This window comes from Pseudomonas sp. EU05-FHT14B02, assembly GCF_058791055.1.
This window is the reverse complement of sequence record NZ_JBYTDD010000002.1, coordinates 130,868-149,141: the sequence shown is the minus strand read 5'-3', so window position 1 is coordinate 149,141 and position 18,274 is coordinate 130,868. Positions and strand designations below refer to the sequence as shown.

General features: G+C 59.0%; 20 protein-coding genes and 1 pseudogene. 5 read left to right on the top strand and 16 right to left on the bottom strand.

Annotated elements, in window-relative coordinates; translation table 11 throughout:
• Positions 1-5: 5 nt before the first annotated feature.
• The 4 genes from AC3WTM_RS02645 to exbB all read right to left on the bottom strand — a co-directional run bounded on the left by AC3WTM_RS02645 (position 6) and on the right by exbB (position 3,338).
• A complete protein-coding gene (locus tag AC3WTM_RS02645; protein WP_008047093.1) occupies positions 6-935 on the bottom strand; it encodes a hydrogen peroxide-inducible genes activator in 930 nt (309 codons plus the stop codon).
• 250 nt (positions 936-1,185) lie between these two features.
• Complete coding sequence (locus tag AC3WTM_RS02640; RefSeq protein ID WP_015097375.1) at positions 1,186-1,935, bottom strand: energy transducer TonB family protein; 750 nt, start codon at positions 1,933-1,935, stop codon at positions 1,186-1,188.
• Positions 1,932-2,360, bottom strand: a complete 429-nt coding sequence (exbD, locus tag AC3WTM_RS02635) for a TonB system transport protein ExbD (protein ID WP_007989589.1) — start codon at positions 2,358-2,360, stop codon at positions 1,932-1,934. The genes AC3WTM_RS02640 and exbD overlap by 4 nt, the downstream gene beginning before the upstream one ends.
• A gap of 6 nt (positions 2,361-2,366) precedes the next feature.
• A complete protein-coding gene (gene exbB / locus AC3WTM_RS02630; protein ID WP_102669406.1) occupies positions 2,367-3,338 on the bottom strand; it encodes a tonB-system energizer ExbB in 972 nt (323 codons plus the stop codon).
• A gap of 188 nt (positions 3,339-3,526) precedes the next feature.
• Between exbB and AC3WTM_RS02625 the strand changes: the two genes are divergently transcribed.
• Complete coding sequence (locus AC3WTM_RS02625) at positions 3,527-4,384, top strand: SDR family oxidoreductase (RefSeq protein ID WP_102669405.1); 858 nt, start codon at positions 3,527-3,529, stop codon at positions 4,382-4,384.
• A gap of 77 nt (positions 4,385-4,461) precedes the next feature.
• Here the strand turns inward: AC3WTM_RS02625 and AC3WTM_RS02620 are convergent, their stop codons facing one another.
• The 6 genes from AC3WTM_RS02620 to AC3WTM_RS02595 all read right to left on the bottom strand — a co-directional run bounded on the left by AC3WTM_RS02620 (position 4,462) and on the right by AC3WTM_RS02595 (position 9,765).
• The gene (locus AC3WTM_RS02620; protein WP_102669404.1) at positions 4,462-5,202 is read right to left on the bottom strand and encodes a hypothetical protein; all 741 of its coding nucleotides are present in this window, start codon (positions 5,200-5,202) and stop codon (positions 4,462-4,464) included.
• 67 nt (positions 5,203-5,269) lie between these two features.
• On the bottom strand, positions 5,270-5,650 hold the full coding sequence (locus AC3WTM_RS02615; RefSeq protein WP_003229509.1) for a RidA family protein: 381 nt from the start codon (positions 5,648-5,650) through the stop codon (positions 5,270-5,272).
• Positions 5,651-5,674: 24 nt separating this feature from the next.
• The gene (gene spoT / locus AC3WTM_RS02610; RefSeq protein WP_008047084.1) at positions 5,675-7,780 is read right to left on the bottom strand and encodes a bifunctional GTP diphosphokinase/guanosine-3',5'-bis pyrophosphate 3'-pyrophosphohydrolase; all 2,106 of its coding nucleotides are present in this window, start codon (positions 7,778-7,780) and stop codon (positions 5,675-5,677) included.
• 57 nt (positions 7,781-7,837) lie between these two features.
• Positions 7,838-8,101, bottom strand: a complete 264-nt coding sequence (rpoZ, locus tag AC3WTM_RS02605; protein WP_007921129.1) for a DNA-directed RNA polymerase subunit omega — start codon at positions 8,099-8,101, stop codon at positions 7,838-7,840.
• Between the two features lie 167 nt (positions 8,102-8,268).
• Positions 8,269-8,889, bottom strand: a complete 621-nt coding sequence (gmk, locus tag AC3WTM_RS02600) for a guanylate kinase (protein ID WP_102669403.1) — start codon at positions 8,887-8,889, stop codon at positions 8,269-8,271.
• Positions 8,890-8,901: 12 nt separating this feature from the next.
• Positions 8,902-9,765: a YicC/YloC family endoribonuclease gene (locus tag AC3WTM_RS02595; RefSeq protein ID WP_102669402.1), complete on the bottom strand. Its 864-nt coding sequence runs from the start codon at positions 9,763-9,765 to the stop codon at positions 8,902-8,904.
• A 268-nt stretch (positions 9,766-10,033) separates the two neighbouring features.
• Here AC3WTM_RS02595 and rph point away from each other — a divergent pair, with 268 nt between their 5' ends.
• The 3 genes from rph to gltS all read left to right on the top strand — a co-directional run bounded on the left by rph (position 10,034) and on the right by gltS (position 12,751).
• Complete coding sequence (rph, locus tag AC3WTM_RS02590; RefSeq protein ID WP_007989575.1) at positions 10,034-10,756, top strand: ribonuclease PH; 723 nt, start codon at positions 10,034-10,036, stop codon at positions 10,754-10,756.
• A 28-nt stretch (positions 10,757-10,784) separates the two neighbouring features.
• A complete protein-coding gene (locus AC3WTM_RS02585; protein WP_102669401.1) occupies positions 10,785-11,153 on the top strand; it encodes a DUF4870 domain-containing protein in 369 nt (122 codons plus the stop codon).
• A 389-nt stretch (positions 11,154-11,542) separates the two neighbouring features.
• Complete coding sequence (gene gltS / locus AC3WTM_RS02580; RefSeq protein WP_102669400.1) at positions 11,543-12,751, top strand: sodium/glutamate symporter; 1,209 nt, start codon at positions 11,543-11,545, stop codon at positions 12,749-12,751.
• A gap of 106 nt (positions 12,752-12,857) precedes the next feature.
• On the opposite strand, the gene crc is transcribed toward gltS, so the two are convergent.
• Complete coding sequence (gene crc, locus AC3WTM_RS02575) at positions 12,858-13,637, bottom strand: catabolite repression control protein Crc (RefSeq protein WP_003176915.1); 780 nt, start codon at positions 13,635-13,637, stop codon at positions 12,858-12,860.
• An 80-nt stretch (positions 13,638-13,717) separates the two neighbouring features.
• On the opposite strand from crc, the gene pyrE reads away from it, so the two are divergent.
• The gene (gene pyrE / locus AC3WTM_RS02570) at positions 13,718-14,362 is read left to right on the top strand and encodes an orotate phosphoribosyltransferase (protein WP_008047079.1); all 645 of its coding nucleotides are present in this window, start codon (positions 13,718-13,720) and stop codon (positions 14,360-14,362) included.
• Between the two features lie 133 nt (positions 14,363-14,495).
• Here the strand turns inward: pyrE and AC3WTM_RS02565 are convergent, their stop codons facing one another.
• The 5 genes and pseudogenes from AC3WTM_RS02565 to AC3WTM_RS02545 all read right to left on the bottom strand — a co-directional run.
• Positions 14,496-14,879: a hypothetical protein gene (locus AC3WTM_RS02565; RefSeq protein WP_102669399.1), complete on the bottom strand. Its 384-nt coding sequence runs from the start codon at positions 14,877-14,879 to the stop codon at positions 14,496-14,498.
• Positions 14,866-15,438 (bottom strand): hypothetical protein, encoded by a 573-nt coding sequence (locus AC3WTM_RS02560; protein ID WP_057712743.1) that lies wholly within the window; start codon positions 15,436-15,438, stop codon positions 14,866-14,868. Before AC3WTM_RS02560 ends, AC3WTM_RS02565 begins: the two co-directional genes overlap by 14 nt.
• A gap of 18 nt (positions 15,439-15,456) precedes the next feature.
• A complete protein-coding gene (locus AC3WTM_RS02555; protein WP_057712744.1) occupies positions 15,457-15,717 on the bottom strand; it encodes a hypothetical protein in 261 nt (86 codons plus the stop codon).
• Between the two features lie 190 nt (positions 15,718-15,907).
• Complete coding sequence (gene argB / locus AC3WTM_RS02550) at positions 15,908-16,813, bottom strand: acetylglutamate kinase (protein WP_053163877.1); 906 nt, start codon at positions 16,811-16,813, stop codon at positions 15,908-15,910.
• 17 nt (positions 16,814-16,830) lie between these two features.
• Positions 16,831-18,207, bottom strand: a pseudogene (locus AC3WTM_RS02545) (phosphomannomutase/phosphoglucomutase); the annotation flags it as partial.
• Positions 18,208-18,274 lie beyond the last annotated feature (67 nt).

Below are 18,274 nucleotides of genomic sequence, written 5' to 3'. Positions count from 1 at the left end.
GTTGCTTAGCCCGCAGCGACTTGCGCCGCTGGCTTGGCCACCGAGCACAGGCGAATGGAGTCAGCGAGGATTTCAATCGCTTTCGGGCGCGGGAAGCTGGCGCGCCAGGCAATGGCCACGGTGCGGAACGGTACGGGTGCCGACAACGGACGGACCTCGATCACGCCGGGGGCGTAGTGATGGCTGTCGACCGCCGACAACGGCAGGATGGAAATCCCGAGACCGGAGGCGACCATGTGGCGAATGGTTTCCAGGGAGCTGGATTCCACCGTGGTGTGCTTGGCGCCGTCGTTGCCTTTGGTCAGGGTCGGGCAGGCTTCCAGTACCTGATCGCGGAAGCAGTGGCCTTCGCCGAGCAGCAGCAGGCTCTTGTCGTTGAGCAGGCTGGCGTCGATAGATTCCTTTTGTGTCCACGGGTGCTGCGCCGGCATCAGCACGTAGAACGGCTCGTCGTAGAGCTGCAGGGTCAGCACGTCGGCTTCATTGAACGGCAGGGCGATGATGATCGCGTCGAGCTCGCCGTTGCGCAGTTTGTCGCGCAGCACGTGGGTGAAGTTTTCTTCGATGTACAACGGCATCTGCGGGGCGACCCGGTGCAGTTGTGGAATCAGGTGCGGAAACAGGTACGGCCCGACGGTGTAGATCGCGCCGACTTTGAGTGGGGCGGTCAACTGGTTCTTGCCGGCCTGGGCCAGTTCGCGGATGCCCTGAGCTTGTTCCAGTACCTTTTGAGCCTGGGCCACGATGCCTTCGCCGACCGGCGTCAGGCGCACGGCGCTTTTGCTGCGCTCGAAAATCAGCACACCGAGTTCGTCTTCAAGCTTTTTCACACCCACCGACAGGGTCGGCTGGCTGACGTGGCAACGCTCGGCCGCGTGGCCGAAGTGCTGCTCTTGGGCGAGGGTAACGATGTAGCGTAATTCTGTGAGGGTCATAGCAAGCGTCCATGTAGTTGCGGGCCAAGCATACCGGCTGCAATCGATAGACGCACGTTATCAGACTGAGACTGTCGCGTGACACTGGGTTATACCGGTTTGCCGCTGGCAGATAAGCGAAAGGCACCTTTCGGTGCCTTTTATCGTTGAAGCGTGATCATGGGAGGCGGGCTTGCTCGCGAAAGCGGTGTGCCAATCAACATGGATGTTGAATGTGTCGGCCTCTTCGCGAGCAAGCCCGCTTCCACATTTACCGCCGGCGTTTTTCCAGCGAATAAACAAACGGTGCAACGATTTCGATGGAGCCATTGGTCAGCATGTCGGCCGGTGGCTTGGGCAGCGGTTGGGCGCGACGGATCATTTCCAGAGTGGCCCGGTCCAGATCGGCAGTGCCCGAGGCGCCTACTAGCTCAAACGACAACACATTGCCTTCGGCATCCACGACGAAACGCAGACGGTTCATGCCTTCCTTGCCCCGCGCCTGGGCACTTGCAGGGTACTTTTTGTACTTCTGCAGGTGTGCCAACAGCGTGCCTTGCCAACTGGCCTTGGCTGCCAATTGAGCAGGCGATGGGCCCGGCGCAGGCTGGGCGGATTTCTCCGTTGGTGCCTGAGTCTGTTGCGTTTCGGCAGGCTTTTCCTCGGCCGGTTTTTCCTTCGGAGGTTCGGGTTTTTTCTCTACCGGCTTGGGCGGTTGTGGCTTCGGCTTGGGTTTGACCGGTTTTGGCACGGCAATTTCAGCTTTCGGCGCTTCAGCGAGCTTGGGTATCGGCAGTTCTTCAACCGGAGCCGGTGGTTGCGGTGGGGTGACGACCTTTGGCGGAGCAGGCGGTGGCGGGGCAGGAACGGGTGCCAGTTCGACCATCATTGCCTGAGGGGGCAATTCGATGGGCGGACGGGCCGACCAGTTCAACGCCAGCGCGATGGCCAGTGCGTGAACGCCCAGCACCACGGCCAGGCTACCGCTGTAACGCGTCAGCTTATGGCGCGTCGTGATCATTTCTTGGCTGCCGTCTCGAGTCCGACCAGACCTACCTTCAGGTAACCGGCAGAACGCAGGTTGTCCATCACGCTCATCAGGTCGCCGTAGTCCACGCCCTTGTCGGCCTGGAAGAAGATTGTCGTGTCTTTCTTGCCCTGGGTCTTGGCGTCGAGGGTGGCGCCGAGTGCTTCGGCCTTCACTTCGTCTTCACCAAGGAACAGGCGCTGGTCAGCCTTGACGCTGAGGAACACCGGTTTCTCTGGCCGCGGAGCCGGCTTGGCGGTCGAAGCGGGCAGGTCGACCTTGATGTCCACGGTGGCCAGCGGGGCCGCCACCATGAAAATGATCAACAGCACCAACATCACGTCAATGAACGGCGTAACGTTGATTTCGTGGTTTTCGGACAGATCGTCGTCTGCCCCTTCTTTCAAATGCAGGCCCATGGCCGATTACCCCACTTTCACCATGTGCGGTTGCGAGCTGCGCTCAGGCTGGTGGTCGAGGTCGCGGCTGACCAACAGCAGGACCTGTGCCGACGCGTCGGACACCTGAGCCTTGTAACCGGCGATGGAGCGGGCAAAGACGTTGTAGATCACGACCGCAGGGATAGCTGCAACTAGGCCCAGTGCGGTAGCCAGCAGGGCTTCGGCGATACCGGGGGCGACTACGGCGAGGTTGGTGGTCTGGGTCTTGGCGATGCCGATGAAGCTGTTCATGATGCCCCACACGGTACCGAACAGGCCGACGAACGGCGCGGTAGAACCGATGGTGGCCAGCACGCCGGTGCCGCTGCTCATGTTGCGACCGCAGGCCGCGACCAGGCGCTCAAGACGGAAGCTGACGCGTTCCTTGATGCCTTCTTTCTCACGGCTGTTGACCGACAGGCGCATCTCTTCAAGGGCGTCATGTACCAGCAGGTTGGCCAGGGTGCCTTCCTTCGCCGCGATGGCGCTGGCTTCCTTGAGGGAGGCGGATTTTTTCAGTTGGGCGATTTCACCGCGCAGACGACGCTTGGCGCCCATCAGTTCAAGACCCTTGGCGATCCAGATGGTCCAGGTGATGATCGAGGCGATAGCCAGGCCGATCATCACGATTTTCACGATGATGTCGGCGTTCTTGTACATGCCCCACGGCGACAGGTCGTGGGCCATGCCCAAGGTGTTGTCGGCCTCGAGGACTTCAGGGACGTCTTCGCCCAACGCTTCTGTCGGTGCGGCCTGGGCAGGAACGGTCGTGATCGGAGCAACGGCCGGGGCGGCGTGATCGGCTGGAGCAGGCGCGGTGGCGGCTGGTGTGGCTGGCGTCTGGGCATCGGCGAAAGCGGCGACTGGCGCGAGCATCAGGCTGAAGAGCAGGGCGGCCACCGCGCTCCAGGCGCGAGGTCGTTTGGTTGGCGAAGCGGAGAATTGATTGCGTGTCATGCTGGCCGGACCTGAGAGAAAAAACGGGTGATGTTCTTCCAGGCCTCGAAGGCCGAGAACAAAAGTGGGGAGGCATTATTGCAAGTAATTCTTGTTAACAGAAGTAATAGCGTCTCTTTTTTTCCTGCATTACTAGCCGCCTATCTGTTGCTGGCGCTAGTCTGTGGCTTTCCGATGGGAGTTTTCTGATGTCTGCGCCTACTGTTTTGATCGCCGGCTGCGGTGATGTCGGCAGCCGCTTGGCCACACAATTGCTGGCGGCGGGATGGGAGGTCCATGGCCTGCGACGCGACGTTTCACGCCTGCCCAAGGGCGTCATCGGCGTGGCCGGTGACCTGTTCAACAAAGACTGCCCGGACACTTGGCCAATCGGCGCCGTGGATTACCTGGTGTATTGCGCGGCGGCCACCGATCACGACGAAGCCGGTTACCGCGCTGCGTATGTTCAGGGTCTGGAGCATGTGCTGGAGTGGCTGGACGACTACGGGCAGATGCCCAATCGCCTGTTGTTCGTTTCCAGCAGCAGTGTCTACGGTCAGCAGAATGGCGAATGGGTCGACGAGGCTTCACCGGCCGTGGCGGCGGGCTACTCCGGACGTGTGATGCTCGAAGCCGAGCAACTTGCCCTCAAGAGCGGCATTCCGGCCAGTATCGTGCGCCTGACCGGCATTTACGGTCCCGGCCGTGAATGGCTGCTGACCCAGGTGCGCCGGGGTTATCGCGTGGCGGTCGAGCCACCGTTGTATGCCAATCGGATTCATGCCGACGATGCCGCAGGGTTGATCGCGTGCCTGCTTGAGGCGGATCGGCGTGGGGTGGCGCTGGATGATGTCTATATCGGCGTCGATGACGAACCGGCGGCGCTGGCCGATGTGGTGAACTGGTTGCGCGGGTATCTGGGCGTGACCGAGTGGGACGACGACGCCAGCGTACGTCGTACCGGCAGCAAGCGTTGCACTAATGCGCGGGCCAAAGCCTTGGGCTGGGCGCCGAAGTATCCAAGCTTCCGCGAGGGGTATGCTGCGATCATTGAAGGGCGCTGCTGACTTCCAGGCACCGTAAACACCTGTGGGAGCGAGCAAGCTCGCTCCCACAGGTGTTTCGTGGTGCTTTCAAGGGACGCTTATTGCTTCTCCAGCAACCACTTGCGATCACCCGGCGTGTACTGAGGCATCTCGTCCGCCTGCGCCGTGTTCACGGCCTGGAAAATCTCCAGCTCTTTGCCCTTGCGCGCAAAGATCCAGGCGTTGCCTTGGCCATTGAGTTGCAGCCACATGTTGTCATTGCCACCGCTCATGGATGCGCAATCGCCGGCCAGGCACAACGCATAGCGGTCGCTGCCCGGCAGGCCGGTCACTTGGCCGTCGGCCTGGAATTGAACCTTGTTGCCTTCGCCCGGGCCGTTGACGATTGTCCAGCCGCCGCCCATATAGGCCGAATACAGGGCACGTTCGAAGGTGGCACCCATCGGTGCGCCATCCGGTACCTGGATCTGTACGCGGTCGAAGACTTGCTCAGGCTCATTGTCGCTGGCGGACTGGCTCAGTTGTTTGCCGTCACGCTTCAGTTCACTGGCCGAGCTGCCATAAAAGTCGACTTTCCAGGCACCGGACTCTTCACCCAGAAGCTTGCCATCGACATTTTCAAAACCGTTGGTGTAGCGAGCCTGGCCGGCCTTGGTGTTGATGTCCCATTCCAGGTTCGGGCCATAGGCCTGGAGCGCTTCACGCAGGGGGACGCCTTTGGCGGCAGCATCGATCGCCACCTGGTTGATCCAGGTGCCGCTGATGTCGCGGTCGGCAGGATTGCTGGCACATCCGCCCAAGAACAGGGCAAGCAGCGAGAGAACAAGCGCGTTGCGCATGGTGGAATCCTTTCAAGCTTTCTTTACAGCAGAGCAGTCGGCGCAGCCCGAGGCTGCGCCGCACGCATTACTCGATGACCAGGATGGCATCCATTTCGACCTGCGAACCCTTAGGCAGGGCGGCTACGCCGATGGCGGCGCGTGCAGGGTAAGGCTGGTCGAAGTACTTGCCCATGATCTCGTTGACCTTGGCGAAGTGGCTCAGGTCGGTGAGGAAGATGTTCAGCTTGACGATGTCCTTGAACGAACCGCCGGCAGCTTCAGCCACGGCCTTGAGGTTCTCGAATACCTGGACGGTCTGGGCTTCGAAGCCTTCAACCAGTTCCATGGTTTTTGGGTCCAGGGGAATCTGACCCGACATGTAAACGGTGTTCCCAGCCTTGATCGCCTGGGAGTAAGTACCGATGGCGGCCGGGGCCTTGTCGCTGGTGATAACAGTCTTGGTCATGTAGGACTCCTTGTAATTAGGGGCTTAGGCGCGCATGCGGGTGATGCGAATCACCCCGGTCAAGGCGCGCAGTTTCTTGATCACGCGGGCCAGGTGCACGCGGTCGTGCACGCTGACCACCAACTGGACCACGCTGATACGACCATCGCGTTCGTCCATGCTGATTTTCTCGATGTTGCCGTCGGCGGCGTTGACGCTGCTGGCCAGCAGGGCGATCAGGCCGCGCTGGTGCTCCAGCTCGACGCGCAGCTCGACGTTGAATTCGCCGGTGACATCCTTGGCCCACGAGAGCTGGATGCATTTTTCCGGGTTGTGGCGGATTTCGCTGATATTGCGGCAGTTGTCCAGGTGCACGACCATGCCCTTGCCGGCGGACAGGTGGCCGACAATCGGGTCGCCCGGGATCGGGGTGCAACACTTGGCGTAGCTGAGCACCAGGCCTTCGGTGCCGCGAATCGCCAGCGGGCCTTCAGGGCTTGGCAACTGTTCGCCTTCGCCCAGCAACCGGCGGGCCACTACATAGGCCATGCGATTGCCCAGGCCGATATCTTCCAGCAGGTCTTCGATCAGTTCCAGGCGGTACTCGACCAGCATGGCCTTGACGCGCTCGGCCGGGATTTTCTCCAGCGAGCTGTCGAAGCCGTTGAGGACCTTGTTTAGCAGGCGCTCGCCGAGGCTGATGGATTCGGAGCGGCGTTGCAGCTTCAGTGCGTGGCGTATGTGTGTGCGTGCCTTGCCGGTGACCACGAAGTTGAGCCAGGCCGGGTTCGGCCGTGCGCCGGGAGCGCTGACGATCTCGACCGTGGAGCCGCTTTGCAGCGGTTCGGACAGCGGCGCGAGTCGACGGTTGATCCGGCAGGCGATGCAGCTGTTGCCGACGTCGGTGTGCACCGCGTAAGCGAAGTCGACCGCCGTGGAGCCCTTGGGCAGCTCCATGATCCGGCCTTTGGGCGTGAACACGTAGACCTCGTCCGGGAACAGGTCGATCTTCACGCTTTCGATGAATTCCAGCGAGTTGCCGGCGCGTTGCTGCATTTCCAGCACGCCCTTGACCCACTGGCGGGCGCGGGCATGGGTGCCTTTTGGCTGCTCGTCGCCGCTGGATTTGTACAGCCAATGGGCGGCGATGCCGTTGTTGGCCATCTCTTCCATTTCACGGGTTCGGATCTGGATCTCGATCGGAACACCGTGCATGCCGAACAGCGTGGTGTGCAGTGACTGATAGCCGTTGGCCTTGGGGATCGCGATGTAATCCTTGAAGCGTCCCGGCAATGGTTTATATAAGTTATGTACAGCACCCAGCACGCGGTAGCAGGTATCGACCTTGTCGACGATGATCCGGAACGCGTAGACGTCCATGATCTCGTTGAAGGCCCGACGCTTGCCGCGCATTTTCTTGTAGATGCCGTAGAGGTGTTTCTGGCGACCGCTGACCTCGCCCTGAATGCCATCGATGGCCAGGCAGTGGCTCAGGGATTCTTCGATCTTGTTGACGATTTCCTTGCGGTTACCCCGGGCGCGTTTGACGGCCTGGTAGATCCGCGCGGAACGCATCGGGTGCATGGCCTTGAAGCCGAGGTCTTCGAACTCTATACGGATTGCGTGCATGCCCAGCCGGTTGGCGATGGGCGCATAGATTTCCAGGGTTTCCTTGGCGATGCGCCGACGTTTTTCGCCGGACAGCACTTCCAGCGTGCGCATGTTGTGCAGGCGGTCGGCCAGCTTGACCAGGATCACGCGAATGTCGCGGGCCATGGCCATGGCCATTTTCTGGAAGTTTTCGGCTTGTGCCTCGGCCTTGGTCTCGAAGTTCATCTGGGTCAGTTTGCTGACCCCGTCGACCAGTTCGGCCACGGTTTCACCGAACTGCGCTTGCAGCGCTTCCTTGGCAATACCGGTGTCTTCAATCACGTCATGCAGCATCGCGGCCATCAGGCTCTGATGGTCCATGTGCATGTCGGCAAGAATATTCGCAACCGCGAGTGGGTGCGTGACGTACGCCTCGCCGCTACGGCGGCGTTGGCCGTCGTGGGCTTGTTCGGCGTAGAAATACGCTCGGCGGACCAGGTTGACCTGGTCCTTGCCGAGGTAGGTCGATAAGCGATCGGCGAGGGCGTCTATGCTCGGCATGATGTCTCCTGCCGTAAGCTTTTATCCCGCGCCGTGCTACGTCGACCAGGCATAGGCTTAGACGGCCTCGTTGGACTCGTCCTCGAATGCAGCAAAAAGCGGTTCATCTTCAACGATTTCGGCTTCGGCGATAGCTGCGTAGTCGATCAGGCCTTCAGCGATTTCGCGCAGGGCAACGACGGTAGGCTTGTCGTTTTCCCATGCTACTTTCGGCTCTTTGCCGCCGGTGGCCAGTTGACGGGCACGCTTGGTAGAGAGCATGACCAGCTCAAAGCGGTTATCCACGTGTTCTAGGCAGTCTTCAACGGTTACGCGGGCCATGGTCTTCCTCGTAGCAAATGCAATATGCGCGCTGCCCGGATGGGCGAGCGGACTCAACAGTTTAAAAAATCACCAGCGATTAGGGAAGCGCTGATTTTTTGACCAAGCTCTTCAACGCGCTGCAAGTGCCAATGTAAAGCCCTTGCAGCGGTTTTGGGAAGAGCTGATTAACCGAGCAATTCAGCCAGCAGTTTGCCGAAACGCACCTGTTGGCGTTTCTGCTGCAGCTGGTTGGCGCGGAAAATCGCCTTCAGATCGTCCAGCGCGTGGGCGAAATCGTCGTTGATGATCAGGTAGTCGTATTCGACGTAATGGCTCATCTCGCTGACGGCTTCACGCATACGGCCGTCGATGATCTCGTCGCTGTCCTGGCCGCGGTTGGTCAGGCGTTGGTGCAGGGCCTGGAGCGACGGCGGCAGAATAAAAATCGAGCGTGCCTGCGGCATCAGCTTGCGCACTTGCTCGGCGCCTTGCCAGTCGATTTCAAGGATCAGGTCGTGACCTTCGTCCAGTGTATGCTGCAGGCGGCTTTGCGAGGTGCCGTAAAAGTTGCCGAAGACTTCGGCGCGTTCGAGGAAGTCGCCGTGTTCGCCCATCTTCACGAACTCTTCGCGGGTCACGAAGTGATAGTTCACGCCGTCCACTTCACCCGGACGCATGGCACGGGTGGTGTGGGAAATCGATACGCGGATCTCCGGATTGGTGTCGGTCAGGGCCTTGACCAGACTGCTCTTGCCCGCGCCCGAAGGGGCGGAAATGATGTACAGGGTGCCAGTGCTGTGGGTCATGTCGGGGTAGCCTTACTCAATGTTCTGCACTTGTTCGCGCATCTGCTCGATCAACACCTTGAGGTTGACCGCAGCCTGGGTGCTGCGCGGGTCGAAGGCTTTGGAGCCCAGTGTGTTGGCTTCGCGGTTGAGTTCCTGCATCAGGAAGTCCAGGCGCCGACCGGCGGCACCGCCGGATTTGAGCACCCGGCGAACTTCGATGATGTGAGTACTCAGGCGATCCAGTTCTTCGGCGACGTCGCTTTTTTGAGCGAGCATGACCATTTCCTGCTCCAGGCGCTGCGGATCCATTTCAGCCTTCATGTCGGCGAAGCGGTCGAGGACTTTCTGGCGCTGGGTGGCGAGCATTTGCGGGACCAGTTCGCGCAAGGTCACCACGTCTTCTTCGATGGAACTCAGGCGCTCGCTGATCAGCCGCGCCAGCTCCGCGCCTTCGCGCTCGCGGCCGGCCTTCAGTTCTTTGAGGCCCTGATTGAACAGTGCCAGCGCTTCGGCGTTCAAGGCTTGCGGGTCGGCGGCGTCACCGACCAGTACGCCGGGCCAGGCCAGGACTTCCAGCGGGTTAAGCGCCGCCGGGTTTTTGATCAGGCTCGCGACAGTCTCGGCAGCGGTGACCAGTTGCGCGGCGCGCTCCTGATCGACTTGCAGTGCTTTGCCGGTGTTTTCTTCGGTGAAGCGCAGGGTGCATTCCAGCTTGCCCCGCGATACACCCTGGCGCAGGGCTTCACGAACAGCGCCCTCGAGGTCGCGAAAGGACTCCGGCAGGCGCAGGTGGGGTTCCAGGTAGCGGCTGTTGACCGATCGCAGTTCCCAGCTCAGGGTGCCCTGGACGCCGGCTTTTTCGACGCGGGCGAAGGCGGTCATGCTGTGCACCATGGCGGTACCTCGCAATGCAGATCGGCACAGAACCGAGGTTCCGGGAATCCGATATCAGTGAATTAAAGCCGACTGGCAGCAAAGGCGCAGGATTGTAGCGCAGTGGCGCGGATGCGCCCAAACACAGGGTGTGACAAAGAGCGGCAGGCCTTCGCCTATGCACGGTGCAGAGCCATCGGTCGTCGGCGGATTTTTTTAGAAGTGCCCAGTGGCGGCCGTCGGCTCTATAATGCTCCGCAGTTTTCCGTCCCCAGTACAGGTATTCCCTATGATACGTCCAAGTGGTCGCGCTGCCGATCAGCTCCGCTCGATCCGCATCACCCGCAACTACACCAAACACGCCGAGGGTTCTGTGCTGGTCGAGTTCGGTGATACCAAGGTCATCTGCACCGTCAGCGTTGAACCGGGCGTACCGCGTTTCCTGAAAGGCCAGGGCCAGGGTTGGTTGACTGCCGAGTACGGCATGCTGCCGCGTGCTACCGGCGAGCGTAACCAGCGTGAAGCCAGCCGTGGCAAGCAAGGCGGCCGCACCCTGGAAATCCAGCGTCTGATCGGTCGCTCCCTGCGCGCTGCGCTGGACATGTCCAAGCTGGGTGACGTCACCCTGTACGTCGACTGCGATGTGATCCAGGCCGATGGCGGCACCCGCACGGCTTCGATTACCGGTTCCATGGTTGCGCTGATCGATGCCTTGAAAGTGATCAAGAAGCGTGGCGGCCTGAAAGGCGGCGACCCGGTCAAGCAGATGATCGCTGCGGTTTCCGTGGGCATGTACAAAGGTGAACCGGTACTCGACCTCGATTACCTGGAAGATTCGGCCGCCGAGACTGACCTGAACGTGGTAATGACCAGCGCTGGCGGCTTCATCGAAGTCCAGGGCACTGCCGAAGGCGCGCCGTTCCAGCCTGAAGAGCTGAACGCCATGCTCGAACTGGCCAAGAAAGGCATGAACGAGATCTTCGAACTGCAAAAGGCCGCCCTGGCCGACTGACCGGGCTGCTCCAGACAAGGAGGACACCATGAGTGATGAGCAACTGCCGCTGCCCACGCCGAGCCAAGAGGTGCGTCAGTGGGCCATGTTTTGCCACTTGTCCGCCTTGCTGGGGATCTGGATTCCGTTCGGTACGATCATCGGCCCGCTGATTCTCTGGCAAATCAAGCGCGAGATGGACCCGTTCATCGATGCCCAGGGCAAGGAAGCGCTGAACTTTCAGATAACCGTGGCGATCGCTTCGGCTATCTGCTTCTTGCTGATGCTGGTGATTATCGGGTTCTTCCTGTTTGGCCTGATCGCGATCGGTGCGCTGGTGCTAACGATCATTGCCGGGGTGAAGGCCAATGAAGGGCAGCCTTATCGGTATCCGTTCACATGGCGGTTCATCAAGTAAGCCAAGACGCTGCTGTTGTTTGATGCACACTTCAGCGCAATTCAAAACAAATGCTCCGACATACCGGGGCATTTTTTTGCAATCAGATTAATCTCTATTATTGCGTGCTTGGTCGCTCGCTATTCAAACTAAGTTAATTCGTGCGCATAATATTTTTTACACGTTTAGACACAAACTGCAAAGCTCAGTGCCGCTTGTATGCTTGGCAATTGGACTTGGCGGTTGTTAAGGTTGCCCCAAGTAATATTTATCAAGAAATATTTCGATATATTCAGACCATTGACGGCTCCTGAATCTAATACCAATCAGTGTTGAGATCCATCAACCTGTTCAAGAGGCGTGTCCAGGTAGAAAGTTCGCCCCTGAATATATAAGCAAGAATATCCAGAATGCTTCAGCTCGATTTTTACGGAACATTAGTAGCGGCCTCTTTAGTACTTTTGCTGGGGCGCGGACTTGTCACGCGTGTCGGTTTTTTACGCACCTACAATATCCCCGAACCTGTAGCGGGTGGCCTGGTGGTTGCCTTGGTTCTCCTGGCTTTGCGTGGCTTTGATATTGAGGTCCGGTTCGACACTTCGTTGCAGACACCCTTGATGTTGGCGTTTTTCGCCACCATTGGCTTGAGTGCAGATTTCGCCAGCCTGAAGAAGGGCGGGCGGGTAGTGGGTATTTTCATACTGGCGGTCACCGGGCTTTTACTGGTTCAGAATGCCATGGGTATCGGTCTTGCGAGTCTCTTGGGGCTCGATCCCTTGATGGGTCTGCTGACAGGCTCGGTTACGTTGGCCGGCGGTCACGGTACGGGTGCTGCATGGGGGGCTACGTTCAGTGAGAAGTATGGTCTGGCATCTGTCTCCGAGCTTGCGATGGCCTCTGCGACGTTTGGATTGGTGCTGGGCGGATTGATCGGTGGGCCAGTTGCTCGTCACCTCATCAAGCGAGTACAAGTACCCGGCTGCGTTGATCAAGAAAAGCCACGGGTGCCAAAAGGCTTTGAACAGCCTAACAAAGAGCGCTCGATCACACCCTTTTCGTTTATCGAGACGCTCGCGCTGATCGCCGTCAGCCTGCTGGCAGGTACTCTTCTGAACGAGATGCTCCACGGAAGCGCATTCGAGTTGCCGACGTTCGTTTGTGTCTTGTTCGTGGGTGTACTTTTGCGAAACGGGCTTTCAGCGCTTGGCTTGTATCAAGTGTTTGAGCGTGAAGTCTCCGTGCTTGGGAATGTCAGCTTGTCGCTGTTTCTGGCAATTGCTCTGATGTCACTCAAACTCTGGGATCTGGCCGCATTGGCTTTACCGATCTTCATCATCCTGGCGGCGCAAACGCTGGTCATGGCGCTGTTTGCGACGTTCGTGACGTTCAGGGTCATGGGTAGTAACTACGATGCGGCTGTACTGGCGGCAGGACACTGCGGCTTTGGACTGGGGGCCACGCCAACTGCCATCGCTAACATGCAAGCGGTGACGCAACGCTACGGGCCTTCGCAGATAGCATTCCTGGTAGTGCCCATGGTGGGCGCTTTTTTCATCGACATCATTAATGTCATTGTGATCAAGTTGTACCTCGCTCTGCCGTTTTTCGTCGCGGCTTGAATTTCAGGTCGATGGAGGCCTTTGTATATAGCGCATAAAAAATGCCCGTATCTAGCGATACGGGCATTTTTTCGACCATCCGTCAGACTGCTCAGTGAAAAATCACTTAGATCGTCAGCGTCCAGTCGTAGTCCACGATCAGCGGCGCGTGTTGCGAGAACCGCGGCTGGCGTGGCAGGCGTGCGCTGCGTACGAAGCGGCGCAGGCCAGGGGTCAGCAACTGATAGTCGAAGCGCCAACCAAGGTTGAGCATCTCCGCCTGTTCGTTGTCCGGCCACCAGCTGTACTGGTCGCCTTCCCGGCTGACTTCCCGCAGGGCGTCGACATAACCCATGTTGCCGACAATCTCGTCCATCCAGGCACGCTCAGGTGCCAGGAAGCCCGGAGATTGCTGGCTGTCGCGCCAGTTCTTGATATCCAGCTTCTGTTGCGCCACGTACAGCGAGCCACAATAAATGTACTCGCGACGCTTGCGTCGCTGTTTATCCAGATAACGGGCGAAGTCGTCCATTAGCTTGAACTTCTGGTTCAAGTCTTCATCGCCGTTCTGCCCCGAAGGGAGCAGCAAGGTCGCGATGCTGACCTTGTCGAAATCGGCTTGCAGGTAGCGCCCGTAGCGGTCGGCCGTCTCGAAACCGAGACCGCTGATGACAGCCTTCGGTTGCAGCCGCGAATACAAAGCCACGCCACCTTGGGCGGGGACTTCGGCATCGCAGGCATAAAGGAAGTATCCATCCAGTTGGAAGGCTGGATCGTCCAGTTCAAAGGCGGAGGCGCGGGTGTCCTGCAGGCAGATGACGTCGGCATTCTGTGCCTGCAGCCAACTGAGCAAACCACGCTCGACTGCAGCCTGAATACCATTGACGTTCACACTGATGATCCGCATAAATGGCCCCAAAAATCGCGTGCGTGTATGATACACGGCGTCAAGCTAATTAGCTAAATCCGTGGTATTTGGGGTTTTTCATGCAAGCGTATCAGCGCGATTTCATCCGTTTTGCCATCGATCGCGGCGTTTTGCGCTTCGGTGAGTTCACCCTGAAGTCCGGGCGCACCAGTCCTTACTTCTTCAACGCTGGCCTGTTCAACTCAGGTTCGGCCCTGGCGCAGCTGGGACGCTTCTACGCCGCTGCCATTGCCGAGAGCGGCATTGCGTTCGACGTGCTGTTTGGTCCGGCCTACAAGGGCATCCCTTTGGCGGCGACCACCGCCGTAGCCCTGGCAGAGCATCACAACCGTGACCTGCCATGGTGCTTTAACCGCAAGGAGGCCAAGGCCCACGGTGAGGGCGGCAGCCTGGTTGGCGCACCGCTGACTGGCGACGTTCTGATCATCGACGACGTGATCACCGCTGGCACCGCGATCCGAGAAGTGATGCAGATCATCGCTTCCCAGGACGGCGCCAAGGCCGCTGGCGTGCTGATCGCCCTAAACCGTCAGGAGCGTGGCAACGGCGAGTTGTCGGCGATCCAGGAAGTCGAGCGTGACTTTGGCATCCCGGTGATCAGCATCGTTTCGCTGAACCAGGTGCTGGAATTCCTGGCGGACGATCCGCAGCTCAAGCAGCATCTGCCAGCTGTGGAAGCCTACCGCGCCCAGTTCGGCGTTTGATACGCCGACCCTGTAGGAGCGAGCCTGCTCGCGATGGACGTCCCAACAACGCGGGTTGTCAGGCACCCCTGCGTTATCGTTGACGTTTTTCGCGAGCGGGCTCGCTCCTACAATGGTCTTTTTGTTTGTGCTGTCAGTGCAGTCTTCGCCATTTTCCTATCAGTTTTAGTGCCAATCCCAGATTGAATAGCGCGAACACCAGCAGTGCCACGACGACTAGAACGTAAAGCGTGCGGTCCACATCGAAATTCCACAGATCCAGTCTGCTGCCACGCATGATTCGAGCGGCGGCCGGCAGGTTGACGTAAAAAAGTGCTGTGAAGGCGCCAGTCAGGGGCAGGGCGCAACCGAGCAGAACGCCTGAAACCTTCTCTCGGCTACGTTTTCTGGCCAGTGGGCCTGGTTGTTTTTCATCCAGTTCCAACGCTTCATGCAATTTTGGCCATGCCAGGTTGAACATGAAGGTGGTCAGGGTCAGCAGCAAACCACTGACCGCGATGATGTCACTGAACGGCATTCAGGCCCAGTGTCCGGCACAGCAGCGCGTGGGAATCCTCGCTGATTTCGAACTGCCCGGCACTGCCTTTGCGTTTGATGATGGGTTTGAAAGTCGGCTCGTTCTGGGTGATCAGCATGTTCAGTTCATCGCGGATGACGTCCGAGCTGATCACCACCAGATACACGGTCTGCGCGTGCTCCGCAGACTCGATCACGGCTCGCATGCTGTGCTGCAGGATCTCGTCCAATTGATTGCGGAAGCGTGAAACCGTGTTTTTCAGCAAGGTTTTGCTTTGGCTCTGAGTCAGCTGGAAAATCGTCGATATCTGCGATTCGGTTGGCAGGGTCTGCCCGAAGTAGCTTTGAATCAGATACAGCAAACGGTCCTGTTTTGCTTCATCGGCCCGGCTCGGCATGCCGCCCTCAACCAGCATTTTCAAGTATTCAGTCAGGCTCGCCTTGGCTATACGCTGTAAGGCATGAGCAATTTCCGTATCGGAAATCTTCAGGGTTTTCTTGACCGGTTCCTTCTGCTCCTGCTCGAAAGCCTGGGCGTCGATCGTGAACGAGATCTGCATGGCTCAGTGCCTCCGTGGCTATTTTTTGCTCGCAGGGCTGGTTGTCTCGGCCTTTTTGTTCTCGACGGATTTGTCGGTTTTTTCCGGATACGGGTCATTCGGGGCGTCGCCCTGGCCGGTCAATACTTTCCAGGCTTTGCGCGTGTGAGGGGTCTTTTTGAAATCAGGGCAGGGTGGCATTGATGTTTGCGACGGGCCTGAATACTCAAATCCGCAGTCTACGCAGGCGTAGGTGCCTGCTGAAATGTCACTGCCGTATGGAACATGGTCTTTTTGCATGGGTAGATCTCCTGTGGATGCAGGGAAGATCCTATGCAGATTGATTCCTTAATGATGTCGGACGTTTCGTTATCTGAAGTGAGGCATTTCCTGCACGCATAAAAAAGATCGCAGGCTTCGTCAGCACCTACGGAAAATTCATACTTCCGTAGGTGCCGCTGAAGGTTGCGATCTTTATGACGTTCTTGAATCAGTGACGCTTGCGATTGCTGATCAGGGTGCCCACGCCGGTATCGGTGAAGATCTCCAGCAGGATCGCGTTCGGCACGCGACCGTCGATGATCAGCGAGCTGCCCACACCGCCCTGGACCGCTTCCAGTGCGCAACGGATCTTCGGCAGCATGCCGCCATAGATGGTGCCGTCGGCGATCAGGTCATCGACTTGCTGGGTTGTCAGGCCGGTCAGGACCGTGCCCGACTTGTCCATCAGGCCGGCGATGTTGGTCAGCAGCATCAACTTCTCGGCTTTCAATGCCTCGGCGACTTTACCGGCCACCAGGTCAGCGTTGATGTTGTACGACTCGCCATTGGCGCCGACGCCGATGGGCGCGATCACCGGGATGAAATCGCCCTTGACCAACAGGTTCAGCAGGTCGGTATTGATGCCGACTACTTCGCCCACGTGGCCGATGTCGATGATTTCCGGGGTGGTCATTTCCGGCGTCTGACGGGTAACGGTGAGCTTCTTCGCACGAATCAGCTCGGCGTCTTTACCGGTCAGGCCGATGGCGCTGCCGCCATGACGGTTGATCAGGTTGACGATGTCCTTGTTGACCTGGCCGCCGAGGACCATTTCAACTACGTCCATGGTCGCGGCGTCGGTGACGCGCATGCCGTCGACGAAATGGCTCTCGATCGACAGGCGCTTGAGCAGGTCACCGATTTGCGGGCCGCCACCGTGAACTACCACCGGGTTGATGCCCACAGCCTTCATCAGCACGATGTCGCGGGCGAAGCCGGTTTTCAGCTCCTCGCTTTCCATCGCGTTGCCGCCGTATTTGATCACCAGTGTCTTGCCGACATAGCGGCGAATGTAAGGCAGCGCTTCGGACAGGACCTTGGCGGTGTTGGCGGCGGCTTCGCGTTCGAGGGTCATTCAGGGCTCCGGGTGAATCAGAACGGTAGTTGGAGATCAGGTGCAACACGCTTCAACTGGGCGTGGAAAACGTCCTTGATGCGCTGCAATTCAGCCTCGTCATCGGCCTCGAAACGCAGCACCAGCACCGGTGTGGTGTTGGATGCGCGTACCAGGCCCCAGCCTTTGGCATAGTCGACTCGCACGCCGTCAATGGTGGTCAGGTCGGCACCTTCCCCCCACTGCGCATCGTGCAGTGCATCAATGATGCTGAATTTGCTCTCTTCGGTCACATGGATATTGATTTCTGGCGTAGAAATATCGTTCGGGAAGGTCGCGAACAACTCTTCGGCCGAGGATTTTTCCTTGCTGAGGATCTCCAGCAACCGCGCGGCGCTGTAAATGCCGTCGTCGAAACCGAACCAGCGCTCCTTGAAGAAGATGTGCCCGCTCATTTCGCCAGCCAACAGGGCGCCGGATTGTTTCATTTTCTTTTTGATCAACGAGTGACCGGTCTTCCACATTAACGACCGGCCACCGTATTCCTTGATCAGCGGAATCAAGCGGCGGGTGCATTTGACGTCGAAGATGATTTCGGCGCCCGGGTTGCGCGCCACAACATCGCGGGCGAACAGCATCAGCAACCGATCCGGGTAGACGATGCTGCCGGTGTTGGTCACCACGCCGACGCGGTCGCCATCGCCGTCGAAGGCCAGGCCGATGTCAGCATTGGTTTCCTTGACCTTGGCGATCAGGTCCACGAGGTTTTCAGGCTTGCCCGGGTCCGGGTGGTGGTTCGGGAAGTTGCCGTCCACTTCGCAGAACAGCGGGATGACTTCGCAGTTCAGCGCTTCAATCAGTTGCGGAGCGATCACACCGGCCGCGCCGTTACCGCAATCGACGACCACTTTCAGGCGACGGGCCAGCTTGATGTCCTGAACGATTTCGGTGGTATAGCGGTCGAGAATCTCGACCTGCGTGATGCTGCCCTGGCCGCTGCTCAGGTTATTGGTCTTGAGGCGGTCGTGCAGGGCCTGGATCTGTTCGTTGGCCAGGGTGTCGCCGGCAATGACGATCTTGAAACCGTTGTAGTTCGACGGGTTGTGGCTGCCGGTGAGCATCACGCCGGATTTGCCGGCCAGTACGTTGGCGGCGTAGTAGAGCGCCGGAGTCGGGACCAGGCCGACATCACTGACGTGGCAGCCGCTGTCGGCGATGCCTTTGATCAGTTGCGCGACCAGTTCCGGGCCGGACAAACGGCCATCGCGGCCGACGGACACGTTTGGCTCGCCCTGGGCCAGGCTTTGGGAGCCGACGGCGCGGCCGATCCAGTAAGCGGTTTCGACGTTCAGGAATTCCGGGACGGTGCCGCGTATGTCGTAGGCGCGGAAGATGCTGTCAGGGAACTTGGGTGCGACTTTGGCCGGGGTGTTCATCTGTGGAAATGCTCCATCTCGAAAGTGGCTGGACAGGCCGCCGATT